Annotated in this window: 24 protein-coding genes and 1 tRNA gene; 16 read left to right on the forward strand and 9 right to left on the reverse strand. The window is 55.5% G+C overall.

The annotated features are described in order from the left end of the window. Positions 1–2: 2 nt before the first annotated feature. The 5 genes from BLT38_RS19430 (at position 3) to BLT38_RS19450 (ending at position 4,813) form a co-directional block, all read left to right on the forward strand. Positions 3–524, forward strand: a complete 522-nt coding sequence (locus BLT38_RS19430) for a hypothetical protein (RefSeq protein ID WP_083346663.1) — start codon at positions 3–5, stop codon at positions 522–524. A 203-nt stretch (positions 525–727) separates the two neighbouring features. Then, on the forward strand, positions 728–1,561 hold the full coding sequence (locus BLT38_RS19435; protein WP_083346664.1) for a vWA domain-containing protein: 834 nt from the start codon (positions 728–730) through the stop codon (positions 1,559–1,561). After that, on the forward strand, positions 1,558–2,337 hold the full coding sequence (locus BLT38_RS21230; RefSeq protein WP_083346665.1) for a protein phosphatase 2C domain-containing protein: 780 nt from the start codon (positions 1,558–1,560) through the stop codon (positions 2,335–2,337). Before BLT38_RS19435 ends, BLT38_RS21230 begins: the two co-directional genes overlap by 4 nt. A 10-nt stretch (positions 2,338–2,347) precedes the next feature. Further along, entirely contained in the window at positions 2,348–4,069 is a 1,722-nt protein-coding gene (locus BLT38_RS19445; RefSeq protein ID WP_156785220.1) for an Ada metal-binding domain-containing protein, read from the forward strand. 201 nt (positions 4,070–4,270) lie between these two features. Further along, positions 4,271–4,813, forward strand: a complete 543-nt coding sequence (locus BLT38_RS19450; RefSeq protein WP_083346667.1) for a hypothetical protein — start codon at positions 4,271–4,273, stop codon at positions 4,811–4,813. Between the two features lie 80 nt (positions 4,814–4,893). Here the strand turns inward: BLT38_RS19450 and BLT38_RS19455 are convergent, their stop codons facing one another. The 6 genes from BLT38_RS19455 to BLT38_RS19475 all read right to left on the reverse strand — a co-directional run bounded on the left by BLT38_RS19455 (position 4,894) and on the right by BLT38_RS19475 (position 9,701). Beyond that, positions 4,894–5,754 (reverse strand): hypothetical protein, encoded by an 861-nt coding sequence (locus BLT38_RS19455; protein WP_083346668.1) that lies wholly within the window; start codon positions 5,752–5,754, stop codon positions 4,894–4,896. 3 nt (positions 5,755–5,757) lie between these two features. Further along, the gene (locus BLT38_RS19460) at positions 5,758–6,684 is read right to left on the reverse strand and encodes a hypothetical protein (RefSeq protein WP_156785221.1); all 927 of its coding nucleotides are present in this window, start codon (positions 6,682–6,684) and stop codon (positions 5,758–5,760) included. A 146-nt stretch (positions 6,685–6,830) separates the two neighbouring features. Further along, on the reverse strand, positions 6,831–7,697 hold the full coding sequence (locus tag BLT38_RS19465) for a hypothetical protein (RefSeq protein WP_083346670.1): 867 nt from the start codon (positions 7,695–7,697) through the stop codon (positions 6,831–6,833). 68 nt (positions 7,698–7,765) lie between these two features. Beyond that, positions 7,766–7,933 carry a hypothetical protein gene (locus BLT38_RS20610; RefSeq protein WP_156785222.1) on the reverse strand — a complete coding sequence of 56 codons (168 nt, stop codon included), beginning with the start codon at positions 7,931–7,933 and terminating at the stop codon, positions 7,766–7,768. A 251-nt stretch (positions 7,934–8,184) separates the two neighbouring features. After that, positions 8,185–8,784, reverse strand: coding sequence for a recombinase family protein (locus tag BLT38_RS19470; protein ID WP_083346671.1), 600 nt, complete (start codon positions 8,782–8,784; stop codon positions 8,185–8,187). A gap of 464 nt (positions 8,785–9,248) precedes the next feature. Continuing rightward, positions 9,249–9,701, reverse strand: a complete 453-nt coding sequence (locus tag BLT38_RS19475) for a hypothetical protein (protein ID WP_083346672.1) — start codon at positions 9,699–9,701, stop codon at positions 9,249–9,251. Between the two features lie 87 nt (positions 9,702–9,788). Here BLT38_RS19475 and BLT38_RS19480 point away from each other — a divergent pair, with 87 nt between their 5' ends. The 8 genes from BLT38_RS19480 to BLT38_RS19520 all read left to right on the forward strand — a co-directional run bounded on the left by BLT38_RS19480 (position 9,789) and on the right by BLT38_RS19520 (position 16,426). Continuing rightward, complete coding sequence (locus BLT38_RS19480; protein WP_156785223.1) at positions 9,789–10,034, forward strand: hypothetical protein; 246 nt, start codon at positions 9,789–9,791, stop codon at positions 10,032–10,034. A 682-nt stretch (positions 10,035–10,716) separates the two neighbouring features. Then, a complete protein-coding gene (locus tag BLT38_RS19485) occupies positions 10,717–11,478 on the forward strand; it encodes a hypothetical protein (protein ID WP_172838361.1) in 762 nt (253 codons plus the stop codon). Next, positions 11,475–11,741 carry a hypothetical protein gene (locus BLT38_RS19490; protein ID WP_083346675.1) on the forward strand — a complete coding sequence of 89 codons (267 nt, stop codon included), beginning with the start codon at positions 11,475–11,477 and terminating at the stop codon, positions 11,739–11,741. Before BLT38_RS19485 ends, BLT38_RS19490 begins: the two co-directional genes overlap by 4 nt. Before the next feature lie 64 nt (positions 11,742–11,805). Next, the gene (locus tag BLT38_RS19495; protein WP_083346676.1) at positions 11,806–12,726 is read left to right on the forward strand and encodes a hypothetical protein; all 921 of its coding nucleotides are present in this window, start codon (positions 11,806–11,808) and stop codon (positions 12,724–12,726) included. A gap of 1,159 nt (positions 12,727–13,885) precedes the next feature. Beyond that, positions 13,886–14,380, forward strand: coding sequence for a hypothetical protein (locus BLT38_RS19505; protein WP_156785224.1), 495 nt, complete (start codon positions 13,886–13,888; stop codon positions 14,378–14,380). Continuing rightward, positions 14,377–14,715 carry a hypothetical protein gene (locus tag BLT38_RS19510; RefSeq protein ID WP_156785225.1) on the forward strand — a complete coding sequence of 113 codons (339 nt, stop codon included), beginning with the start codon at positions 14,377–14,379 and terminating at the stop codon, positions 14,713–14,715. The genes BLT38_RS19505 and BLT38_RS19510 overlap by 4 nt, the downstream gene beginning before the upstream one ends. Positions 14,716–14,945: 230 nt before the next feature. Further along, positions 14,946–15,221: a helix-turn-helix domain-containing protein gene (locus BLT38_RS21235; RefSeq protein WP_172838362.1), complete on the forward strand. Its 276-nt coding sequence runs from the start codon at positions 14,946–14,948 to the stop codon at positions 15,219–15,221. 86 nt (positions 15,222–15,307) lie between these two features. Then, the gene (locus tag BLT38_RS19520) at positions 15,308–16,426 is read left to right on the forward strand and encodes a tyrosine-type recombinase/integrase (protein WP_231966633.1); all 1,119 of its coding nucleotides are present in this window, start codon (positions 15,308–15,310) and stop codon (positions 16,424–16,426) included. A gap of 68 nt (positions 16,427–16,494) precedes the next feature. Here BLT38_RS19520 and BLT38_RS19525 read toward each other — a convergent pair. From BLT38_RS19525 to BLT38_RS19535, 3 genes are all read right to left on the reverse strand, one after another. Beyond that, positions 16,495–16,571, reverse strand: a tRNA-Pro gene (locus BLT38_RS19525). Between the two features lie 109 nt (positions 16,572–16,680). Continuing rightward, positions 16,681–19,281: an ATP-binding protein gene (locus BLT38_RS19530; RefSeq protein ID WP_083346682.1), complete on the reverse strand. Its 2,601-nt coding sequence runs from the start codon at positions 19,279–19,281 to the stop codon at positions 16,681–16,683. 89 nt (positions 19,282–19,370) lie between these two features. Then, positions 19,371–19,946: a biliverdin-producing heme oxygenase gene (locus BLT38_RS19535; RefSeq protein WP_083346683.1), complete on the reverse strand. Its 576-nt coding sequence runs from the start codon at positions 19,944–19,946 to the stop codon at positions 19,371–19,373. A 273-nt stretch (positions 19,947–20,219) separates the two neighbouring features. On the opposite strand from BLT38_RS19535, the gene BLT38_RS19540 reads away from it, so the two are divergent. The 3 genes from BLT38_RS19540 to BLT38_RS19550 are packed head-to-tail and all read left to right on the forward strand — an operon-like array spanning position 20,220 to position 21,886. Then, positions 20,220–20,810, forward strand: a complete 591-nt coding sequence (locus BLT38_RS19540; protein ID WP_083346684.1) for an RNA polymerase sigma factor — start codon at positions 20,220–20,222, stop codon at positions 20,808–20,810. Next, positions 20,807–21,310, forward strand: coding sequence for a hypothetical protein (locus BLT38_RS19545; protein ID WP_083346685.1), 504 nt, complete (start codon positions 20,807–20,809; stop codon positions 21,308–21,310). The genes BLT38_RS19540 and BLT38_RS19545 overlap by 4 nt, the downstream gene beginning before the upstream one ends. Positions 21,311–21,334: 24 nt before the next feature. Next, a complete protein-coding gene (locus BLT38_RS19550) occupies positions 21,335–21,886 on the forward strand; it encodes a hypothetical protein (protein WP_083346686.1) in 552 nt (183 codons plus the stop codon). Positions 21,887–21,909: the final 23 nt, after the last annotated feature.

The following is a 21,909-nucleotide window of genomic DNA, read 5'->3' on the forward strand; positions in this document are numbered from 1 at the left end:
TGATGGAACCCTCTTTCCTTCGTGAAGAGATCGCGCGATTGCGTGTGGAAGCAGAACGCGAGTCCGACCTCGGACTTAGGAAGGAGCACTACAAGACCATCCGCCATTTGCATCGTCAGTACCGAAAGGCTACAAGGCATCGTGCGCCCTGGTTTGGCTTTCTGCGAATCACTGGCTCATTTCTCGTCGTCTTTCTGCTCGCTCTATGGGGAGTAGTGAAGCTGACAAAAACGTACGGACGTGAAGAGACGATTACCGGCGGCTGGTTGGCTTGCATTGCCTTTGTGCTCATATCCGTCACGATGCTTGTCATGCTAAGACTTATCAGCGCAGACACATATTCGACCGTTGTCGGTGGAGCACTGAAAACGCTCCAAAGTATATTGGGCGTCAAACCCGAGACCTCGGATACGGAAAAGACTGACGCTAGGCCCGCAGAGCTTCCGAAACCGATAGAGTCATCTAGTTCTATTCAACACACCCCTCATGTCTCCTTTGATGAGGGCGGAGCTGATGGAACGTGATGACGAGGCAGCTCTGTCGAAACGACAGAGGGGCAGGCGACGGATTGTAATTCCATGCTTTGAAGCGCCTTCGATACATTGCTGACTCGTTGGCTTCCGCTAGAATGTCTTGACTTACTTCAACCGAGTTGCACTCCCCGTATCTTGCAGGGAATTGGGGGAAGCATCGCGATGTTCTCGACGAGATCGAAGGAGATGTGCAAATGCCCTATACAGCCGAAATCAGCCGCAGCAATCCCACTTGTTTTATCTTCCTGTTGGACCAGTCCGGATCGATGGCCGAGAATTTTGGAGAAAGCGGTGTGCGGAAGGCGGATTTTCTCGCTGATGTCGTTAATCGCACCCTACATGATCTAGTCATTCGCTGCACGCGCATGGAAGAGATACGTAGCTACTACCAAATTTCAATCATCGGGTACGGAGCATCCGTAGGTCCTGTTTTCAGCGGTTCGCTCAGCGGACGTTCGCATGTGCCTGTGGGAGAGGTTGCCGATTTGCCCGCGCGGTTGGAGAACCGCACCAAAAGGGTTCCAGATGGTGCGGGCGGTCTTGTAGAACAGCAAGTCAGGTTTCCAGTATGGATTGATCCGACAGCGAACGGAGGCACTCCTATGTGCGATGCTTTCGGCCAGGTTCGCTCTCTACTAGAGCAGTGGCTTCATGAGCATCCCAACTGCTTTCCGCCAACGGTACTGCACATCACAGATGGTGAATCTACAGACGGCGATCCATCTGGGGTCGCCAACCAAATCTTGTCCATGGGGACTAGCGACGGTCCGGTGTTATTGTTCAATTGCCACGTCTCTTCGCGTCATACCGTGAAGATCGAATATCCGGGAGATGAATCGCAGCTGCCCGATGACTTTGCTCGCATGTTGTTCAAAATATCGACGCCACTTCCAGGAGTATTCCAGCAAGCGGCTTCCAATATGGGTCTCAAAACTTCCGACGGAGCGCGTGGCTTTGTCTTCAACGGGGACCCGGTATCCGTAGCGCAATTCTTCGAGATCGGGACACGGCCAGCGAATCTACGATGAACGGTAGTGGTTGGCATTTCTCCGTGTCACAATTTCTGTTGCCCAAAGCTGGGTCGCTGGCCTCTGAATGTGAGGACGCAGCGGCGCTGTCTCTTAAGCAAGGTCGTTTCTGCGTCGCAGACGGCGCTACTGAAGCCTACGATTCAAGGCGATGGGCAAGACTGCTAACTAAGTGTTGGGCAGCTAGCAGCCACTTACTAACACGAGAAGAATTCGAGCCATGGCTTTCCGCCTTGGGGGACCGACTTGAACGTCGTTGGACCCGTCGAGCATTGCCGTGGTACGCAGAAGAAAAGGCAAGAGGGGGAGCCTTTGCTGCCTTCGTCGGGATTGCGTTCATCCCGTCGGAAAAATACCTCGCCTGGCAAGCGGTGGCATTGGGAGATAGTTGTCTAGTTCATCTCCGAAATAGAACGATTGTGAACGCGCTGCCGATTAGTGAGCCGGAGGCTTTTGGATATCACCCAACGCTTATCCCTTCCAAACTTCACAGACAGCAAGGAATTGGGGAGCAACTTACGGTCAGGTCCGGCAAGGTCGCATCGCACGATACATTCTTGTTGCTCACCGACGCAATTGCAGCTTGGTATCTCCGCATGTCCCTAGACGATTCTCCCCGTGTCCATGACTTGGCGCAACTATTGGATTCAAGGGACACTCTTGGCTTTGTTAATTTCATCGAGCAAGAACGTGACCAAAAGCGCCTTCGCAACGATGACGTGGCGATAATGCGAATCACTCTCGAAGGGCCGCCAGCTCACGCAGTGACGGTTTGATGAATGCCTGATGCCTACTGGTCCGTGGCCCAGCTCGCGCGATTACGTCGAAGCAGTTCAGAACCCCGGTGTGGCATTTCAAGACCCCGACCTTAGAACATCGGTTCCCGCAATAGACCGACTCGGTATGCCATTCGTCACATCTGGCCAGTTCGCCTATGTGTTCAAACTGAATACTTCTAGTAGCAAGGCGCAAGCGGTTCGCTGTTTTCGTGGTGCAGTTGGCGACCGACAAGACCGATATCAGAAAATCGACGACCACCTAGACAAGGTTTCGGCTCCTTGCTTTGTGAGCTTCGAGTACGATCCTCAGGGCATCCTGGTTGGGGGCCAGCGATACCCGATTCAGGTGATGGAGTGGATAGGCGGCTATCCTCTCGACGTGTATCTTCCAAATGTTCTGGGTAGGAAGGACATGCTGAAGTTCCTGGCCGATCAATGGCTCAAGGCACTGGCAACACTGCGCGATGGAGGCATGGCCCACGGCGATCTCCAGCACGGCAACGTTATCGTGGACGAGAGTAATTCCTTACGCCTTGTTGATCTCGATGGAATGTATGTGCCCTCAATGGTGGGCTGGAAGTCTTCTGAACTTGGCCATCGCCACTACCAGCACCCCAAACGATCAGCGGAATATTTCGATGCTACCCTCGACAACTTTTCAGGTCTCGTCATCCATCTTTCTCTGCTCGCTTTGGGAGAGCAGCCAAGTTTGTGGCAGGAATTTCATGACGAGAATCTTATCTTCGTCAAGAGCGATTTTGAGGCTCCACAGGCGTCCAAACTCTTAGGAAAAATCAAGCTCATTGGTGGAGACTGCAAGCGGCTAGCCGAAGCGCTTGAAAAGGCTTGCTCAGAAGACCCATCACGTTGTCCCTCAGTGTTGGACCTCATAGGGACTGTGCCGTCGAAGCTGCCTTCCTGGATGATCAACTCGCCAGTGGTTGCTGTCCAGCAGTCTACCCGCGAAGTGAAGCCCGGACAGGTACCACCGCCCGTCGTTTCGAACAGCTTCCCGTTCGCTGACCAGCGCAAAAGCGCTGGAAAGCCCTGGTATCTCGCAACATCAGCGGGAGTTACTCCGCAACCTCAGGTCACATTTACGACCGTACTCCAGCCGGTCAAAATGTCAGTTCGTGAGGTTGCGCGTCAGACGGTGGCCCATGCGTTTCTTGGGGTCTTCGCCATCTGGTTGATCATCCCGTTGTTACGGATGCCGTTCGTTTGGCTTGGAGCTTCATCACTAACGGCCACTTGGCTGGCCATTGTTGCGTATCTGACCACATGCAGTGTGCTCGCCTATCGCCGCGTAGCCAGAGGAATAAAGCCACCGCTCGCCTCTCCGTCCGCGAACGTGAGTGTAGTCCAAGCGGTTTCAGCTCCGCCTCCTGCCGTACGTCCGGTGCCGAACGCAACACTAGGGGCAGTTCCTGTTCAATCGTCGCGCCTGATACAAAAGTATTCGCTTCTTGGCTCGCATCAGGCTGGCTTCTCAAATCCCGCCTCGCGACCTCAGCCTAAGCCTCAGCCTGGGCTTACACCGAGAAAAGTCATAACCAGAAGCCCGGTTGCCATCCCGAACCCACTCGTCGGGAGTTCGATTAGGCTGATCTACCATAGGCCATCCTGCAAATGGGCCTTAAAGATTTCGCAACGCAACCGTGTGCGTTTCAGTTCCGAGGTAGATGCAAAAGCGCGTGGATACAGGCCGTGTAGCGTATGTTCACCATAGGTACTACCGGAACAAGCGGGCCATCAATCGTGATGACAATCTCCCTGCTAGACGACGCAGAACCCGCCGCAAAGCGCGCCCCTTGAGTAAAGCATCTACGTCACCGAGGAAGCGTGCACTGGCATAGAGAATGGTCCGGAACTTACCTATTGTCATCGCCGCACTTGCTGATTCAATTCCGATTTCTAGGACCTAAGACGAATGTCTGACCTGTTTACGAAGGCTGAGAAGGTCAAGACCGCTACAAAACTGTGGGTTATTGGGATTGCTTTGATCATTATGCTTAACATGCCTTACGGTGATGATCATACTCAACCTGCCCCCGTCATGACGCCAGCCCTCCATCCGCTATCCGCCGAACCGCAGTCTGTCGCGACAATATCCCCACCATCGAATACTCACCCCCCGCTGCCATCTTCAGTGACAGGAGAATATGTCGGCTCGGTGAGTAATGAAACTGCGGCGCTATCAGCCAATTTTGCAGTGACGTTACGAGAGTCTAAAGGAAAGCTTTCTGGTTCTATGTCTGTCGAGCCTCCGCTCTATGGAAGTGGCCCCTTGGAAGGAACCGTGAGCGGACTCCATATGGCTTTTGCCGTGTCTAGTTCGATAGGAAGCATTGAGTTTGTTGGTACCCGCAGCCGACAGGGAATTGTAGGGACATATACGGTCATCCAGAAAACCGGCGGAACAGAAAAGGGGAGCTTCACGTTGAAACGATCTGCGATGAAGGTTCCTAAGTGAAGTCCTCGCTGCCCGCCTGAATCAACCGTTCGGCTGACCAGCCCCTCGAAGACTCGAAGTCGTTGGGTATATCACGAACCTCAAGAAGACTTTCCGAAGGAAAGCGGACGTCCAAGATTGTTGAGGAAGACATCTGTCTTGTCGCAAATTAGGAGTTGAGCGTCCAAAGCAGCCAAGTAGTGTTCCGCTTTTTGAAGGGCACTCGGATTGCTGCGATCAACTAGTGATTCGACGCTGGTCTTCATATCGGTAAGCCATTTGCGAACGTTATTGTTTGACTTCTGTTCTTGTGCTGCGTCGAATTTCGCAAATGCGCTGATTGTGAACGAGTGAGATAAAGCCTGGAAGGGAAATAAAGCCGTCAGCTCTCCGTCGTTTTTGGTCATCCGCTTGAACATCTCCCCTAAACACCAGTCTCCATGTATGGCAACATATTTGGTGACATTGCGGTCTATCTCGACAAAAGGTGTTCCGCGTTCTTCAGCGGTTCTTTTGAATGCCGAGACACCTGCTTCGTTTTCGTATGCGCGGTGGTAGCCGGTGCCTACAAGCCGATTATCCTCATGGCAAATTGGACCGCGTGTTACATATCCCCTGCACATCACACCGAGTCGCATCAGTTGCATAACAAGCACCCAACAATGGTTGATTAGCTGAATAAGGCCCGCCGGAGACACTTCGCAAGACACGATAAGGGAATCAGAAATCTGGGTTACACGAAAGCTGAGATCACGGGATACGTGATGGCTTTCCGGACAGATACGTGCCCCACTCTTTTCTAGGCGTTCGCGGTGTTTCCGCTCCCCACTCTCTTCCAGTATGGCAAGCACTTGTCCCAACGTTGTATCGCCATTGTTCTCAGCTTTGACAACCAGTTGCTTGAATCCGAGGACATCCACAAAAGCCACGAACTTGTCCTGAAACTGAACGGCATTCCCCATGCACTACTCCAACCTCTGCGCGTCGTCCAGCAACTTTGCTTGATATTCTTTCTCACGTTTATAGACATTCTCCAAACGGCTGAGGCCCGCAACTATCGCTGCATACTTTTGATTAAACGCGGGAGCAGCATTAAGAAGACGATTGCACGCCCCCTTATGCTCTTCGATTTCGGCTTGTGGCAGATTCCCACCTATCGGCTGAGTCTCGTGGCACCTTTGCGCCAATTCCGATACCTGATTCACTAAGGGAGCAATGTTCGTCTCTAACGATCTTTGCAATGCCTCTCCCTGAAAGTGCACTTGGTCGGTGTTCAGGGATATTTGAGTTGCAGCGACTTCAAGCTGTGACCGGGCAACCGCCCGACTAGGATTACCGACTAGCTGACGTTCCCGCGTAACGTATTCGCTCACTTTTGCAGTGACGGCTATATACGCCTTCTCAGCATTTGGAAACCGTCCCAGATGCACATCGGCCTCAGCATCGAACCGCTGCATTTGGCTAATCACCCGGTCAACGTGGGACAAGAAATCCTTCTCCGCCTGAAGCGTCCGCCGTTGTCCGGCAGCCGTTGCACGAGCAGAAATGATCGTTTGCGAGCGTTTGCTCTGGTCGTCTAGCTGTGCCTGATAGTCCGCCAATGACGCACGCTTCAGGATGACCGGCGTGGATGGAACACCCGAAAGGGTAAGCGAATTGCCGTCGAACCTACCGGATAGCGTTGTCTGCGCCATCCCAAGGATGCCACCACCTGACAGCATGACGTTCTCTCCATTCACTGCACCAGTGAGAGACACGGACTCATGGTCAATCTTGCCGCCCGGCTTCAGCACGGAAGAGACGAGCTGCCCCGTGAGATGGTTATCTGGTGTGCGAACGAGCTGGAGCCAACAGACAGCTACCTCATCGTTCATCAGGTAGGAACCAGACACGTCTTTCTTACACCCAGTCAACAGCACTAAGGCAGCAAGGCAGCACAAAGCGAAGCGATTCATAGTCGTTCTCAGCCCAACTGTGATGGAAGCAACATGATAGCTCTCTTCGGCGTATCAGATACGCAAGCAACTCCTATTCTTCGTCACAAGACCTTTTGCAAGACCTGACAGAGTAGATGGCAGGCCGCTTCGCTAAGAAGCAGTGCATAATTTACGTCTTCTCCATGGGGGGTGAGACCTACCCGCTTGCTGAAATCCACGGGGTGCTTCTTGTCTGCCGAAGCAGTACGCAGGTCTGCCCCATGAGCGAGCTTATTGCGAAGCGTGTAGAGAGGAAGGGCAATCTCTTCGACTGTATAGGTTGGCGCATCAGATTTTGAATGCCAGTTGGGAAGTGCAAGTGTCTGAGGGCCTAGGCAATCGCAGAGTTTTTTCTTGAACTCTTCGCGTCCACCACTATCGAAAATTGCCTCTAACCCTGTGACCCAGAGAAGTCCGGCAATGTAAGGGTGGAAGTGCTCTAGGCCCAGTTGGAGTAGCGTGAGAGCGTTCTTCTGCTCTACGCTTTTCCCATCCATGACAGGTTGTATACGGTCGATCATGTCAGGGACTCGGGCAAGCATCTCATCATCGAACCTGTTCTTCCTGGCCCACTGGCCCGGCTCCATTGGCGGGCGTCGTTCTATCTGCTGCCGTCGATATACGAAGCCGAGGGTGCATATTGGCTTGATGACTTGAATAGCCATCAGACCGGCATAGAAGCGATTCGCGCCGCGTTCCGGGGCATCTCTCACTGACTCCCCCGGTATCCATTGCGGGTATTCACACACAAGGTAGCGGGCCGCCTCTGCCTCCTGCTCCATCTCTCCCTGCCCTTGTGCCCAGTCCCAGCGGTGAGCAAGCAGTTGATCGTTTGGGCGCACCAATGACAGCCCTTCACCCAAGGAAATGCGATCCTCCCCTTCTCTCGCAATGCCTAATAGCGCGGTGTGAATGGTGTCTATGCTCACGTAGTTTTCTCTCTCTCTCTCTCTCAGCTACGTTGTAAAACGCACTGCGATACGCCTTTAACTGATGACTACTTCGGCCTTCGGATTTGCCGATAGCACCCCACCGCAATAACTAGGACCATTCCCGCGAAGATAGTGAAAGCAAGATGGTCACCGGCTGCAAAGATCAACGTCCATGCTCCTGCCCACAGTGCCCAGATGATGAGGACCACAATCACAACCCAAACAATCCCCATCGCTGACCTCTCGCTGGAATGCGTACCATGATACGTTTCGCACCTAAACGCCTGTAGCTCTTCGGATGAATTGAGGCTAGGCCACGCCTGGCCCCGCGCCTCTCACACGTCACAAAGAAAAAGGCTTTTTCAAATCCTGCGTTAACTACCGCAACTCATGTCCGCGCATGGCGTTATGTCGCGCACAGAGGTATTTACAGGCACAGAAAAGCCCCAGCCGGGGCCGGGGCGTGTCTGGTGATAGTCAGACCCTATGCCGCTGCCTTGAGCTTCTGCACGGTGGTGGGTGAGACACCTAACTCCGCCGCGATCACACGCACGGACTTGCCCTCTTCGTGGAGCCTCTGAAACCGACGTACAAGCTTGTGGTCGTCCTCCGCCTTCGGGCGCCCGCCGACGCGGCCTTGTGCGCGTGCTCGTTCTAGCCCGGCGATGGTTCGCTCACTCAATCTAATGCGCTCCTGCTTTGCTATCGTCGCGAGGATACCGATCACTGCCTCTTTGAATACGCCCGTGGTGTCGAGGTATTGCTCCATGAAGCTGCGGAACTCCACGCCGTAGCTATCCAACCGTTTGAGATGATTCAAGGTCTCTCTTACGCCTTCACGTGAAAACCGGTCTAAACTCCAGAACAGCAGCACGTCGAACTCGCGCCGGGACGCAGCAGCAAACATCCTCTGGAACTGCTCGCGGTCGCTGTGCTTGCCGGTAGCCTTGTCCACATACTCTTGGACAATGCCCCACCCCTGCTTCTCAGCGAACTGACGTAGCTCGCGTAACTGGTTCTCCGTATCCTGCCCTTTGTCCTTTGTGCTCACTCGTGCGTACAGCGCAACCGATACGTTCTGCATGGCCTCACCTCACACGGATACCGTACCATAAAACGGTCGTTTTGCAGTACAGTATTTTTAGGCTCAAAATGCCTCGCCAAACGCCACCGGAAAAGTAACCCTTTTTTGGTACACCCCGAATGGTCGCCATCGGAATAATTCCCCGCCGAATTATCAGCGGCCCGCCCTATCCGATACGCCGCAAGCGCCCGGCATGATGTTCCTCGGTAGCGCCGCGTAGATCACCGCCCGGAGCGGCCTCATGATTCCTGATGGGTGTCTAGGGGTGTCAAACCAACCCTCTTCCGAGGCCGGGGCGGGGGAGTCCGCCGGGGTATGAGCTGCGTTGTGAAAGCTGGCGCGGCCAAGGAATCGAACCTTCCCTGTCCGTAGGGTGCATGCACGGAGTTCCAGAGGTTTAGGAGTCCCGGTCGGAGTCCCGCCCGGCTCCGTGCCGATCTCACAGAAAGACACTGCCTACGTCGTCATCTCTTCCCTGTAATTTCCTTGATTAGCTCACCATACGGTCCATACAACTTCACACCTACATCTACAACGCTCTTGCCGGTGAACTTCGCCTTGATCGCATCCCAGGCCTTGTCAACGATTGCTTCTCCCACCTTCTTGTAAGCGTGCTCTGCTGCTGCTTTACCCACACCCAAGGCAGCGCCAGCGGTCCCAATCTCTGCGAGGTGAACGACAACATGCCAAACTGCGAGCGCAGCCTGTGGAGCCATAGGGAATGACCGGTACTGCATGCTTCCGGGCTTGATAGGTGAAAATTGAGCCGCTTCTACTCCCTCGAAACCTTGGATGATTTGCGCAAGCTCCATCGCCTCTTTAGGTGTGAGACCGTCTGTTTCAATCCTGATCTGTGTCATGCGGGCGACGGTATAGCCAAAGGTACGAATCGCGCAAACGAACCGTCTGGCGCCCATGCTCTCAACTTATGAGGGGGACAGATGACGATACCAACACCGGGAACCGCGAGATATGAACGGCTCGCCAGTTTCTTAGAAGAGACAATGACCGACTCGCGTGTCTCACGCCGTATCCGGCTTAGCGCCGCACAACGATTGGACGCGCTACTGGAGCGGCAGGAGAAACGAGAGGCATCAGTCGCTCGCCGCACTGAACGGGAGCAACGCGAGGCCGCTAAGCGTGAAGAACGGGCATTTCCCGCGCCGGAGGACACGGCTGCTAGAGAGGCTGAAGAGCGCACACAGCGGGGTCTCAAGCTGATGAATGAAGTATTGAAAAAGGGTTCCTAGAAGGACTAGCTAAAACAATCGCGCATTATATCCCACTACCCATTGACACGCAAGCAAATTTGTGGTACTATAAGAAAGTTGATTGAGTTCGCAAGAACTCTCAGCAACCGCCGGGTCTCCTATCGGCGGTTTTTGAAGCACCCCAAAACTTATAAAGGGATACACACGATGTGGGCAATGTTTCCCTGTTCGTTTTCTCCTATTTTCGCGCCAAAACAGGGGTCTACGAAACCCGCATGAATAAAGGCGATTGCGAGCTTTGTGCGGTCATGCCTCTCAGACGTTAAAAACCGTGCGGTCATGAAACAGCATTTCGCCCAATATCCATGCGGGTATGGTGAGCTTTGTGCGGTCATAAGTTCATTTCGGGATATATACGGTGCCTTGTCCTGCTTGAATTGTTCACTGGAGATATGTCCCTATGTGCTCCATGCCCTGTGTCCTGCTGGATATCGGTATTAATGCCCATGCGTCCTGCCCTTGAGTAGAAGGATGCCGCAGAACGAAACGAACCAAGGAACCCATGAACCTCCACGATTGCAGAGTGCCTTATGTTGCACTCCCGGCAGCAGTGCTAAAGCTCCGCACTAAGTCAGAGATACTGCACGCGATTGAGATGTACCACACCAACACCACGCACGCCCCGTTGTGCCGTGCCCGGCAGACTCTCTTTACGGGAAACATGTCTTCTTATCAACGGAGACAGCGGCAGGATGTACTGGCAAGCCTTGAGCGTGCGGGCGTCATTGCTGAGAGCTATGACACAGATGCGTATGAACTTCTCCAACTCGCAGATACAACGAAAGACCGGATTACGATTCCTGCGCAGTTCGATTACAGCAGTCTGTCACTGGTAGCACTGAAGACCGCCCTCGCGTGCCATGCGGCAGCGCGTTACTCGCGGACACCATTCCGGTTCATCGCAACGCAACGCGAGTTGGCAAAGCAGGCTGGCGTGTCAGAATTTAGGCTTAGAACTGCCCTCGCGGAGTTGCAGCAAAAACACTATCTTCACGCTGTGAAGCTGTGGAGACAAGGCACCCAGGTCACACTTCATGAACCCGGTTCAGATGTTCCGTTGTACTACTTGGGCGAGTACCAACAGCAGCGGGTGGACACCTTGCCGGTGTACGACCGTTATCGATACCTGCTCGCCAAGTTCGACCCCAAACAGAAGTTAGAGCAGACGACCGGCCCCGTACATGGCTATCGAACGCACTGCCCCTTCTGCAAGTGCAGCACAGACCCCACGTTTGCCTTCACGTCTGAGGAGGATGATGACCATTGGCAATGTCACAATTGTCACCGCAGCGGTGATTCATACCGGCTGTGGGCGATGTTGAGCAACTGGCGTGAGGACAACGACTGGCGACAGATTGTTGCGTCCGGTAGCCCGCCGCCAATGGTGACAGAAGGGTGTGGACTAGAAGGGATGACGGCATGACGCTGATTCAGCGTAGCAATGATGCAAAGGCACTATGGAACGCGGTCGTATCAGATAGACCACCGCCCGATGATCGGCAGTTCATCGTGTGGGCGCGGCGTTTTACGGACTCACAGATAGAACATGCTTTCCTCAAGGTTGGCCGCAAGTTCGCAGGCCACCCGACTGAACCGGCAACGATTCACCGGTATGTGACGGGCCTGCTGCTGAACCTTGAGCGTGAAACAACAAAGGGGACCATGTCCGACGTGGCGACCGTATAAAGTACCGCCGTATCGAGTACGGTGCCGGGCCGCGTCCTACGGCCCCAGTAGAGGAACCCTTCAAATGCCAAGCAAAAAGCCCGCCAAGCGTGCGGCAAAGCCCGACGCTGTGAAAAAGAAGAAGAGCAGTCGCAGCCGCAAACCAAAGATCACACGCGTCACAACATCCGAAGATAGGTTCTACAGAATCGCCGACAGCATCCCCGATACATACCTCGGGGACAAAATCTACCTGCGTGACGAAGCTGTGTGCGATGCCGTATTCGCTGAGTTCTCTTTCGACGAACTCATGGAGCGCGATGCGTATGAACTCAACTCCGTCCGCCTAGCTTGCGGCACGCCCCACTTCTTTCCTGAAGTCCTGCCGTTCCTGTCTGAGGCCATCCGGCGACGTGATGCGAAACGCGAGGCGTTGCTTTGCCAACTCTTTGCGGCCACCGCGCTTGCGGATGACAGCGACACGTTGGCAAAGCGATTCAGGGAGCATCTGCGCCTGAAAGCCGTGAAGTACAACGGCGAACTGACACTCGGCGCAATCGCAGAGTGGGCATTAACTGAATTGCGAGATCGTGCATTGGCAGAGCAAGCGATGCGTGAGGATGAACGTGCATCGCTCGTAGAGTTCAATGAGATTTACCGTAAGGGCAACCGCGCCGCATTCGCGGGCGTTTGGTCGGTTTTGAGGAATTGTCCGTACTTGAATCCGACCGAAGAAGATGCCCGCGAATGCGTTAATATCACGCTCTTCAAAATCTGGCGCAATGCGTCTGAGTGGAGTTTGACCGACGCAACGGCCTCGATTGCAACGCGGGTTCGAAAGTTCGCTGCGTGTCAAGCTATGGGATGGCGCAATGCTGAGATCACCCGGCGGAAGCGTGAGCAAGCCCTGCGCGTTGAGTTGTCAGACTATCGTGGCGCGAAGAGCGCGAAGAAGCCCAGCTTGGGCGTGTATGACGAAAAACGATACGACCCCAAGGCTGCGTAAACGAACAAACGAACCGCAATCAACAAAAGCTCTTATCTAATGGGGAACTGACTCCACGCATCAGTCCCTATCTGCATCCGGCGGCTCAAGGGGCCATCGAGCTTGCGTACTGAGATACACACACGCCGCCGAGCAGAGCAGCGCAACACCCCGAACAGATCACGAAGGCAACAGGTATGGGCATCGACCCGTGCCGTCCTACTGTCTACGCCGGGCGCCGCTGTGTACGACCAAATCCAGAACGAGGAGAATGAAAAATTCAGAACGTAACGAGTCGGCTGAGGCCGAACTCAAAGCGCAACGGCGTGAGATCGTCACGAACGTCGCGAAAGCATACACCGCTTGTAAGGAACTCCCACCAATAGTTGCCATCGACCACGACCCAGCACCTGCACGGAGATCGCGACGATGGACGCCAGATTCCTGTCACTACGTCATTGACGTTGAGCACGCCGTGTCCTTCGCCGTCGTCGGCAAAAGCGACGAGCCTGCATTGCGTAACGCATGGGAGCGCCTATTACGCGATAGCAAAGTGATTGACACAAGCGTAGAACGCCTTATCAGGTTTCTCGCTCCTGTGCTCGACCGTCGCGGGCTACATCCGAGAGCATACTTTCGGCAAGTCCGCCACCGCAGCGCGAGGGCGGGACGATGAGGTTGTTTCAAACGAGGCATCAGGGCTGCGCCGCACTGCTCCGATACACCCTTGGGCCAAACGCGCACATCAAGACATACCGCGAGCCTCAAGGCATAACTTTCGTCTTCGATGACACGAGCGGAAAGTGTCGAGACATCTCACACAAGTTCTTCGACGACGATAACGAAGGACCGTTCAGCGTGAGCGATGGCAGGGCCTTGCTCGATCACTTCGCTACGATCCGAAGAACCATGACGGCAGCCATCAACGCACCCACCGGAGAGTGGGTAAACACTGGAGAAATCGAAAATGAGTAGTAGATTGGAAGCCAGTTTTGACAACTGGACAGGTCGGCAAAACGACGAGGGTCTGAAAGTTCTCCGTCTGGTTTCGATTCGGCCACCAGCATACGAAACAAAGTGCATCAAGTGTGGCACAGAGATGAAGGTGTCGCACAACAGGATTGCGTATCAACGGTGCTTAAACAGCGCGTGCGGAAAGCCACTGCGAAAGCCTTCGCGATTGGAACAAGAACACGCCGCCGCCCGTGCCCGTGAGAGGGCAGCAATTGCCGAACAAGATCGTCTTGCTGAGCTACGCATGAGCGAGGCCACGTCTGACTACAGATTGCCCTCTCGACAGCGGCCTCCCATTGAACACGTTGTTTTGACAGAGCGAGAGCGTATCGCGGCTCGACAGCACCGTGAAGAGGTCGAGGCTCAGGAGCGTGTCCAACGTGAGCAGCTTGAAAAACCCATCCGCGAACTCGAAGCAAAGATCAATCAGACCGCTCGCCAGACCGCAGCATTGGAACGTCGAGTGCTAACGGACCCGGCGACTCCCGATCCCGACTTCTGGCACGATCCAAAACTCGTTGGCTTGCACTTAACAGTCGAGGGTGCGACTCAGTGGAACTACGCAATGCTCAAGGGCTTCGCCGATAGCCACCCTGAGTTCGTGGTCAGCGACCATAACTTGCAAATTCTAATGGCTACTTCAGCAAACATTCCGTCTTGATGTTTACCACTGAACAGCTCCGGCGCGTGTACGAACGCATGATTGCCGCTGGCATCGTGTTTGACAAGCCCGAACCGGAGCAAACTCCTGTTGTTCACGAATCAGAGCCTCTTCCGGTACTGAGCATCGCCACAACGAAGGAACCCCAGCGGCCCAAGCCAGCCACTTTTGAGGGTTTCGACTTGGTTACTGGCGAACGCAGGGTGTACTCCGAACGCGAGATAAATCGTATGTCAGCGGACGAGATGAAGCGGGCTTTGCAGATGACGGTCCGTGGAGAGATGGAGTTGCCACGCATTGGTCCAGGCCCTAACGGGCGTGGCTACCAGGCATAACCCCTTCACACACGTTTCAACATCCCATCGCGCCCCTCTCCTCATGGGCGCCCCGTCCGTGCTCGAACACGCGGGCGGCCAGTAGCCGGGGCTATCGCTTGTCCCGATAGCCTCGGTGAAGTTCGCCACGCACGTGGATGGACGACGGCCAGAAGGATGCCGTCGCAGTCGCGGGCACCAGTGGCACGCGGCGAGCGTATTCGTTACGCAGACGCCGCACGAAGTGGAACATGCTCCCTGCAAATACATCTGTAGCACCATCAGCAATCACAGTACCCGTAATCGAAAAACCTCTCACCGCGCAACAACTCGCGGAGATTGTGCCACTGCATCCGGTCACGCTGCTTCGTTGGGCGCGGGAGAACCGTATTCCACACCGTCGCTTAGGCCCCCGCCGTGTCGTCTTCATGCCGTCGCAGATTCAACACTGGCTTGCCACCGGTTCGGGTCTATATCCTGAAACCGTTAGCTGTGCCGCCTCAACCCAAGAAAGGCAGGCGGCATGAACAACAACCGAAACGCACCACCTTTCCCGCTCAGGCGGGAGCGATACCAGTCAGGGTCATTGAAAATCGAGAAGAGAAACGCAGGCGTGGACGTCTGGGTTTATCGGTGGCGGGAATACCGTCACGATGGAACATCGACCTATCGGAAGAAGATCGTTGGCCCGGTAAGTGAGCTACGCACGAAGGCAGCCGCTCAGAAAGCTGTGCAAGGTCTTGCATTAGACATCAATGCGATGGTGTCAGCGGTTCCAGTGAGCCATACAGTTGCAGAGCTTATCTCTCACTACAAAGAGGTCGAGCTGAGCAGCGGCAGGCACACCACGCGAGTGCGGCAGGTTTATCAGCACAACCTAGACGACCTGATTTTGCCCAAGTGGGGCAACTATCGTTTGCAAGACGTGACACCAATAGCCATCGAACGATGGCTTGAGTCCCTGCCATACGCTCCGGCCACCAAGACCAAGGTGAAGGGGGTCTTCGGTACTTTGTTCCGTCACGGGATGCGCTATCAATGGGCGTCAACCAACCCCATTGCACTCGTGCGTTGCAGTAGCAAGCGCATGGACGCCCCGGACATTCTCACACCAGTGGAGATACGCGGCATTCTTGGCGAACTTGCCGAGCCTGCCCGGACTGTCACCATGCTTGCGGCCATCACCGGCATGAGGCGCGGTGAGTTGTTTGGTCTCAAGTGGGAAGACCTGGACGTCGAGCGCCGGACAATTCGCATCGTCCGCAGCTTGGTTGACCAGGTAGAGGGCAAGCCAAAGACGGAAACTTCGCGCAAACCATTGCCAATGTCAGACGATCTTGCAGCGGCCCTCAATAGCTGGCGTGACCAGACGCAATACGCGAAACCCAGTGATTGGGTCTTCGCAAGCCCGCAGTCCTTTGGCAGGCTTCCGTACTGGCCCGACATGATGCTACGGCGCCATATCCTTCCGGCTGTAAAGCGGCTGGGCATTCAAAAGCGAATTGGTTGGCATACGTTCAGACGTACCGCCGCATCGCTGCTGATGTCCTCCGGTTCCAGCGTAAAGACCACGCAAGAGCTGATGCGTCACGCAACGGCAGACATAACGCTGGAGCTGTACGCACAAGCTGTCACAGAGGACAAACGCGAGGCACAGAACACGCTCTCAGCACTCATTGCCGGGCAAACAATCCCAGCAATTCAGGGAGCAGAAATGGTCGCGTCAGCGTAACTGAACCCATCTGCACCCGCGTTTGCACCAATTTGGGCTGGATGCAAACGCTAAATGTAAGAAATGAATGGTCGGGACGACTAGATTCGAACTAGCGACCTCACCCACCCCAAGGGTGCGCTCTACCAGGCTGAGCCACGTCCCGACGGAGATCACAGGAGGCGCCGCCAGTGAGGCAGCGCAGGGTTTATCTCCCATGCGTCAGGTTCGATTGTACACGGTATGGCAGGGAGTCAGCCATCCAGACAAAAGCCTCACGCTCCCGCTGAGGCCCGATTCGCTGTGGCCGCAGTTGGAGCTGGCGGCAATGAGACACAAAACACTGACCCTTCACCGGGAGCACTCGTGCAGCGAATCGCTCCACCATGCCGTTCCACAATCTCTTCGGAGATGTACAGTCCCAGTCCGTTGCCCAGATCGCCCTTCGTGGAGAAGAACGGTTCGAAGAGTTGACGTTGTTGTTCTTCCGTCATCCCCACACCGTCATCGCCAACAATGAGCTCTGCACCGCCATTGCTCGTTGGACGCGCTTCAAGCCACACATTGCCGCCAAGCCGGGCTGCGTCCACAGCATTGGAAACAAGATTGGCGATCACCTGGCGGATCTGCCCCACAATGCCGCATACGGACACGTCGTGCCCATCGCGGATGGTGGCAGTCACATTGCGGTTCAGTATCTTTCCCTGGAACAGTCTCAGCACATCGGCAAAGAGACCTCCCGCGGTGAAGCTTTCCGCACCCAGCGAGTTTTCACGGCTCCAGCGAAGCGTCTGGCGCGTGATGCCTGAAATGCGCTCCAGTTCGCTTTCTGCTTGTGCCAGATACTGCTGAGACTGTGCGTTCGGCGGAAGGTCGTGCCTCACCAGGAACAGCAGGTTCGTGATGGATTCCAACGGGTTGTTAATCTCATGGGCAATCACAGAAGTCATGCGGCCGGTCAGTGCCAGCTTCTCCGTCATGCGCAATGCGGCCTCGCGCTCGCGACGTTCTGTAAGGTCGATCATGGAGCCAATCCATCCAGCGCGTTCGCCACTCTTACGGCGGAAGGGCACAACGCGCACCAGGTTCCAACGCAGCGTGCGTGGCTCGCCGCTGAAGAGGCGCGCCTCTTCCTCAAATGGTTCGCCCGTGCGAACGGCTTTGATCCAAGCCTTCTCGATACGAGCCTGATCCTCTGCATCCAAGCGGCCATCTTCGTACCAAATGCCTTGCTCTCCCAGGCCTTGTTCCAGCCAGCGGCCATTTACATACAGCAGTCGTCCGCTGTCATCTGCAGTGAAGATTTTCTCGGGCAGCGCGTGCGTCAACTGTTCAAACCTTGCGTTGGAAAGCTCAGCCTCTTCTTCAGCGCGCCGCAAAGAGATGGTCGTAATGGCAGCAAGAAATTCGCGGGCAGATTCGATCTCCGCCTCCGTCCAAACAATGCTTTGGCCGTGAAAAATCTCCCGCCACTTCTCAAACGATTTCCGGGGGTGCAGGTGCTCCGGGCCAGTGGGCTTAGCCGGCTCGCCAGCCCATGTCACGGTGCGCACCACCTGCGGCCGAAACCAAAGGATGTAACGTTGACGCACATCTGAGATGCGAATCGCCATCAGGCCACTCGCTGTATCGGCAAGATCAACCGCCCACGGCAGATCCTTGCTCAACTCACGTGTGACATAAATTTCATTCTTGGCATGCCTGTCCAGCCAGTGCGTAATGCGATGGATGTCCGCATCTGCTGGCACGGTTCCGGCCGCATGGATTTCTCCATCAATCGACAGTGCCACTCCTGCAGCCGCAGTGATCTGTTGTAGCGATTCCATCTGCGTCGAGAGAACATCAAGATAGTCATACTGTGCAGCAATGTCAGTCAGTAGTTGCCGCTGCACCGTATGAAAGCCAGTCAGCGTGTTGAGACGCGCTCTCGTACGGAATGTAGTAAGTTGCGTACCCACCAGCTTCGAAAGCATGTCGCAAGCCGATCGAACCAGATAAGGCACCGACCGTCGTTCGGAATGGTGGCCGCTGATAAGACCCCACAGCCGTCCCTCACTCACAATGGAAATGGACATGGACGACACCGTGCCCATGTTCTTCATGTACTGGATATGCACTGGCGACACCGAGCGCAGCACAGCAAGCGAAAGATCAAGGATGTGCGGTGCTACTTCGCTCACTGCGCGCAGCGGCGATGGCGTTGCGTAAGCATCCGGGATGATACGCACGGTGTTCTGCAGATAAAGCTCACGCGCCTGCCGTGGAATGTCTGCAGCTGGAAAACGAAGGTCAAGGTAACTGGGCAGGCGGCCATTGTTCTGCTCCGAGAGCACGGTGCCGTGGCCTTCTTCATCAAAGCTGTACAGCAGAATGCGGTCGTAGCCCGTGAGCTGCGCCACCTGCGCAGTAATTGCATCGCATAGCTCTTGCTGCGTCTCCAGCTTCGATAGCGTCCCCACAAAGTTCGTGATGATGGAGTTCATCATCTCCGAACTCACCAGGCGATCCTGTCGCTCAAACTCCAGGATGCGCTTGCCTTCCACGCAATGCGTGATCACCGCATATAACTCATCGCGCACACGGAAGGAGCCAACATACGTGACCATGCCTTCCGGTTCCACAGCGCACTTCTGTTGACGAATCGCGCTCAGCAATTCGCGGTCAAACAGAAGCTCAATAGAAGCATTCAGAATCAGCTTGAAGGGTGTGCGTAGCGAATCGGCAGCGTTCTCGCTGGCCACCACAATGTGTTCCTGATCTTCATCCAGTCCCAGAAGAAACCCGTGTGGCTGGATTGAGCCAGGAATGCGAATCGGTTCATTGGCGCAATCATCCGTGTCAATTGCAAGCGGCATGGAGGGGGAGTGCTTCGGCATGTCTTTCATAGGATGGCGATTACGAGGTGCGCGAACAAAAGGTAGAGGGAAGGATTGCCGCCGCATTTGATATGCGCAAATCAGGATACTTAGATTTTTTGCGACATCGTTTCCCCGAAGAGCGCAAACATGTTTTTTGCACTAGCCACCACGGTATCTGCTTGCTCGTCCGGAAGCTCTTCCAAAAATGATTTAAATTGCCGCCAACGTTCGCCCGTCGCTTCAGCATAGCCGCGGAAGTAGCTGTCACCCTCGCCTTCGGAAAATCCCAGCTGCTCTTCCACATGCCGAGCCAGAAGCTGTCCACCCAGCGTGGAGCCCTCCATCACGTACATCCGCCCAAGGAAAACAGCTCGAGGATTCCCCTCCACCGTGGTCGACGCCATGCGTTGATGCGGCACTTCCTCGTCCGAAGGCGTGGGAAATCCAAGCGTTGTCAGGTCGTCCGCCAGCAGGTCAGCCCGGCGGCGTGTGTGCAGGATGGGCTGTAGATCACCGGGGGCATGGGCATCCGCCCAGCTATCCCACGCACGAACAATCCGATACATGCGTGTCAGGGCGTCGCCGTATTGTGGCAGCGTCAGCGACGGATCCATCAGCGGTACGGTGCCTTCTGTGGCGCTGTGATCATCTCGGGTCTGATTGCGGAGGAAGACGGTATCCATCGTGTTCTTCCATGGTACTTGGCACTCCCGACATGCTGGATAGCCCACGGAGCATCCTTTTCGGCCACGGAAACGCGGCAGACCCCGCCAACCGCGCGACGGGCAGGGAAGCAAAGTGTGAGCCGGTTTTCTGCCCCGAATCCTCAAAATTTGACCGAAATGTACTCCCACACCCGAAAAGCCTCGTCGGACGTTGTGCGATCACTATGCCTGCACCCCGGCAATTTCCGGGACAGGAAAGTTTTCTTATTTGCCCCTACAGGACATAGCGCTATGGCGGTTACACTTCATGCCGACGTGTTGAAATTTGCAATCCGGGAACAGGTTTCTGTCGTCACCGAGCTGGACGACATCGACACGCTGGCGCGGAACTACCGTCCTCGGCTCCTGCGCTTCGTCATGGCCAGCGTCCGGGACGAGGATCTGGCAGACACGATCGTGCAGGATGCTCTGCTCAAGGCTTACCGCAATCGCGCCGGTTTCCGCGGCGATTGCAGCCTGAACACCTGGCTCACGGGCATCGCTGTGAACCTCATCCGCGACCACGCGCGTACGCAGAAGTTCAAGTTCTGGAAGAAGGCTGGCGCATCCTCGGTAGACGCCAGCGAGATGGCAAACCACCTGCGCAGCAGCGGCTCTTCCCCGGAAGGCACCCTGCTGGCACGCGAGCAGGCGCTCCAGGTGCATCAGGCGATGGAGGAACTTTCGCCAAATCAACGCACCGTCTTCCTTCTTCGTTTCATCGAAGAGATGGACCTTGCAGAAATTGCCGAAGTAATGGATATGCCGGTAAATACGGTGAAAACACACCTGCACCGCGCGGTAAAATCCGTTCGGGCACGTGTAGGAGGGCAACGGGTATGAAACAAGACAAGCAGAACCCGATGGATTCCTCGGAACACCTCAGCGATGAGCTTTTCTGCGAAATGCTCGTCTCGCACCACCATGCCTCGGAGGAAACGGCGGAGCTTTCTGAGATGAAGGACGCTCTGGACACCTACCGTTCCGAAACGCTGGCCTGGGCAGAGCGCCGCAGCGCCGCACAGCCCTCGTTGGCTGCGGCTGCACGTCGTCGTCAGTTTTGGGTTGTCGCCCCACAGTGGGCCATGGCCGCTGTCGCCATCATGTCGGTCACGGTCGGCGTCCTGCACTTTACGGGCGTCCCGGGCGACGAGACGGCCATGGATCAGCAAACAATTCCTGCCGTGGCGCAGGCCAGTCCGCAGCAGCAGCTTGCAGACGATAACGCTCTGCTGGAATCCATTGATTCCGCGCTGAATACAGGAAGTGCTCTACCGGTCGACGCGCTCGGTTTAGGGCGTGCACAGAATGCCGAGACACGGCATCATGGAAGTGCAGAGTAATAGCAAGCTCGATTGAAGGGACCAATGACGTTCGCACGCAATAGCCGGATACTGCTGATGGGCTGCCTGATGATGGCGGCTACAGCGGCGTACGCTCAGGGCCCCGGTGGTCCTGGTGGCGGCGGTCCGGGCGGCGGCATGGGCATGCCCGGCGGCGGTGGCCGCATGGGTGGCATGCGCGGTGGCGGTATGCCCCACGGCGATGGTTCCGGTGGTGGCGGCGGTATGCGTGGTGGCGGCTCGCACGGCAACGGCGTGTCCGGTCGCTGGTGGGACAACAAAGGCGTCGCAAAATCGCTGGGCCTCAACGGCGACCAGCAGAAGCGCATGGATCAGGTCTTCTCGCAGAACCGCGATACGCTCCAGCAGCGTTACGACGCGTTTGTAAAACAGCAGTCCAAGCTGGACGCACTGAAGCGCAGCAACAGCGCTTCAGAGAACGATCTCTTCACTGAGATTCAGCGCACCGCACAGGCGCGCGCCGAACTGGAGCAGGCATACACACACATGCAGTTGCAGATTCGCGGCGAACTCACGCCGGACCAGATCAACAAGCTGGAAGAAGCGCAGCACTAGAAAGATCACTTCCCGCATCAAGT

Origin of the sequence: Terriglobus roseus, assembly GCF_900102185.1 — a bacterium.
Lineage (GTDB): Bacteria > Acidobacteriota > Terriglobia > Terriglobales > Acidobacteriaceae > Terriglobus > Terriglobus roseus_A.

What these genes read in the sequence shown, in the direction of transcription:
- BLT38_RS19430 (WP_083346663.1), top strand. Translation starts at nt 3, where the DNA reads ATGGAACCCTCTTTCCTTCGTGAAGAGATCGCGCGATTGCGTGTGGAA.
- BLT38_RS19435 (WP_083346664.1), top strand. Translation starts at nt 728, where the DNA reads ATGCCCTATACAGCCGAAATCAGCCGCAGCAATCCCACTTGTTTTATC.
- BLT38_RS21230 (WP_083346665.1), top strand. Translation starts at nt 1,558, where the DNA reads ATGAACGGTAGTGGTTGGCATTTCTCCGTGTCACAATTTCTGTTGCCC.
- BLT38_RS19445 (WP_156785220.1), top strand. Translation starts at nt 2,348, where the DNA reads ATGCCTACTGGTCCGTGGCCCAGCTCGCGCGATTACGTCGAAGCAGTT.
- BLT38_RS19450 (WP_083346667.1), top strand. Translation starts at nt 4,271, where the DNA reads ATGTCTGACCTGTTTACGAAGGCTGAGAAGGTCAAGACCGCTACAAAA.
- BLT38_RS19455 (WP_083346668.1), bottom strand. Translation starts at nt 5,754, where the DNA reads ATGGGGAATGCCGTTCAGTTTCAGGACAAGTTCGTGGCTTTTGTGGAT.
- BLT38_RS20610 (WP_156785222.1), bottom strand. Translation starts at nt 7,933, where the DNA reads ATGGGGATTGTTTGGGTTGTGATTGTGGTCCTCATCATCTGGGCACTG.
- BLT38_RS19470 (WP_083346671.1), bottom strand. Translation starts at nt 8,784, where the DNA reads ATGCAGAACGTATCGGTTGCGCTGTACGCACGAGTGAGCACAAAGGAC.
- BLT38_RS19475 (WP_083346672.1), bottom strand. Translation starts at nt 9,701, where the DNA reads ATGGGCGCCAGACGGTTCGTTTGCGCGATTCGTACCTTTGGCTATACC.
- BLT38_RS19480 (WP_156785223.1), top strand. Translation starts at nt 9,789, where the DNA reads ATGACCGACTCGCGTGTCTCACGCCGTATCCGGCTTAGCGCCGCACAA.
- BLT38_RS19485 (WP_172838361.1), top strand. Translation starts at nt 10,717, where the DNA reads ATGTCTTCTTATCAACGGAGACAGCGGCAGGATGTACTGGCAAGCCTT.
- BLT38_RS19490 (WP_083346675.1), top strand. Translation starts at nt 11,475, where the DNA reads ATGACGCTGATTCAGCGTAGCAATGATGCAAAGGCACTATGGAACGCG.
- BLT38_RS19495 (WP_083346676.1), top strand. Translation starts at nt 11,806, where the DNA reads ATGCCAAGCAAAAAGCCCGCCAAGCGTGCGGCAAAGCCCGACGCTGTG.
- BLT38_RS21235 (WP_172838362.1), top strand. Translation starts at nt 14,946, where the DNA reads ATGCTCCCTGCAAATACATCTGTAGCACCATCAGCAATCACAGTACCC.
- BLT38_RS19530 (WP_083346682.1), bottom strand. Translation starts at nt 19,281, where the DNA reads ATGCCGAAGCACTCCCCCTCCATGCCGCTTGCAATTGACACGGATGAT.
- BLT38_RS19535 (WP_083346683.1), bottom strand. Translation starts at nt 19,946, where the DNA reads ATGGATACCGTCTTCCTCCGCAATCAGACCCGAGATGATCACAGCGCC.
- BLT38_RS19540 (WP_083346684.1), top strand. Translation starts at nt 20,220, where the DNA reads ATGGCGGTTACACTTCATGCCGACGTGTTGAAATTTGCAATCCGGGAA.
- BLT38_RS19545 (WP_083346685.1), top strand. Translation starts at nt 20,807, where the DNA reads ATGAAACAAGACAAGCAGAACCCGATGGATTCCTCGGAACACCTCAGC.
- BLT38_RS19550 (WP_083346686.1), top strand. Translation starts at nt 21,335, where the DNA reads ATGACGTTCGCACGCAATAGCCGGATACTGCTGATGGGCTGCCTGATG.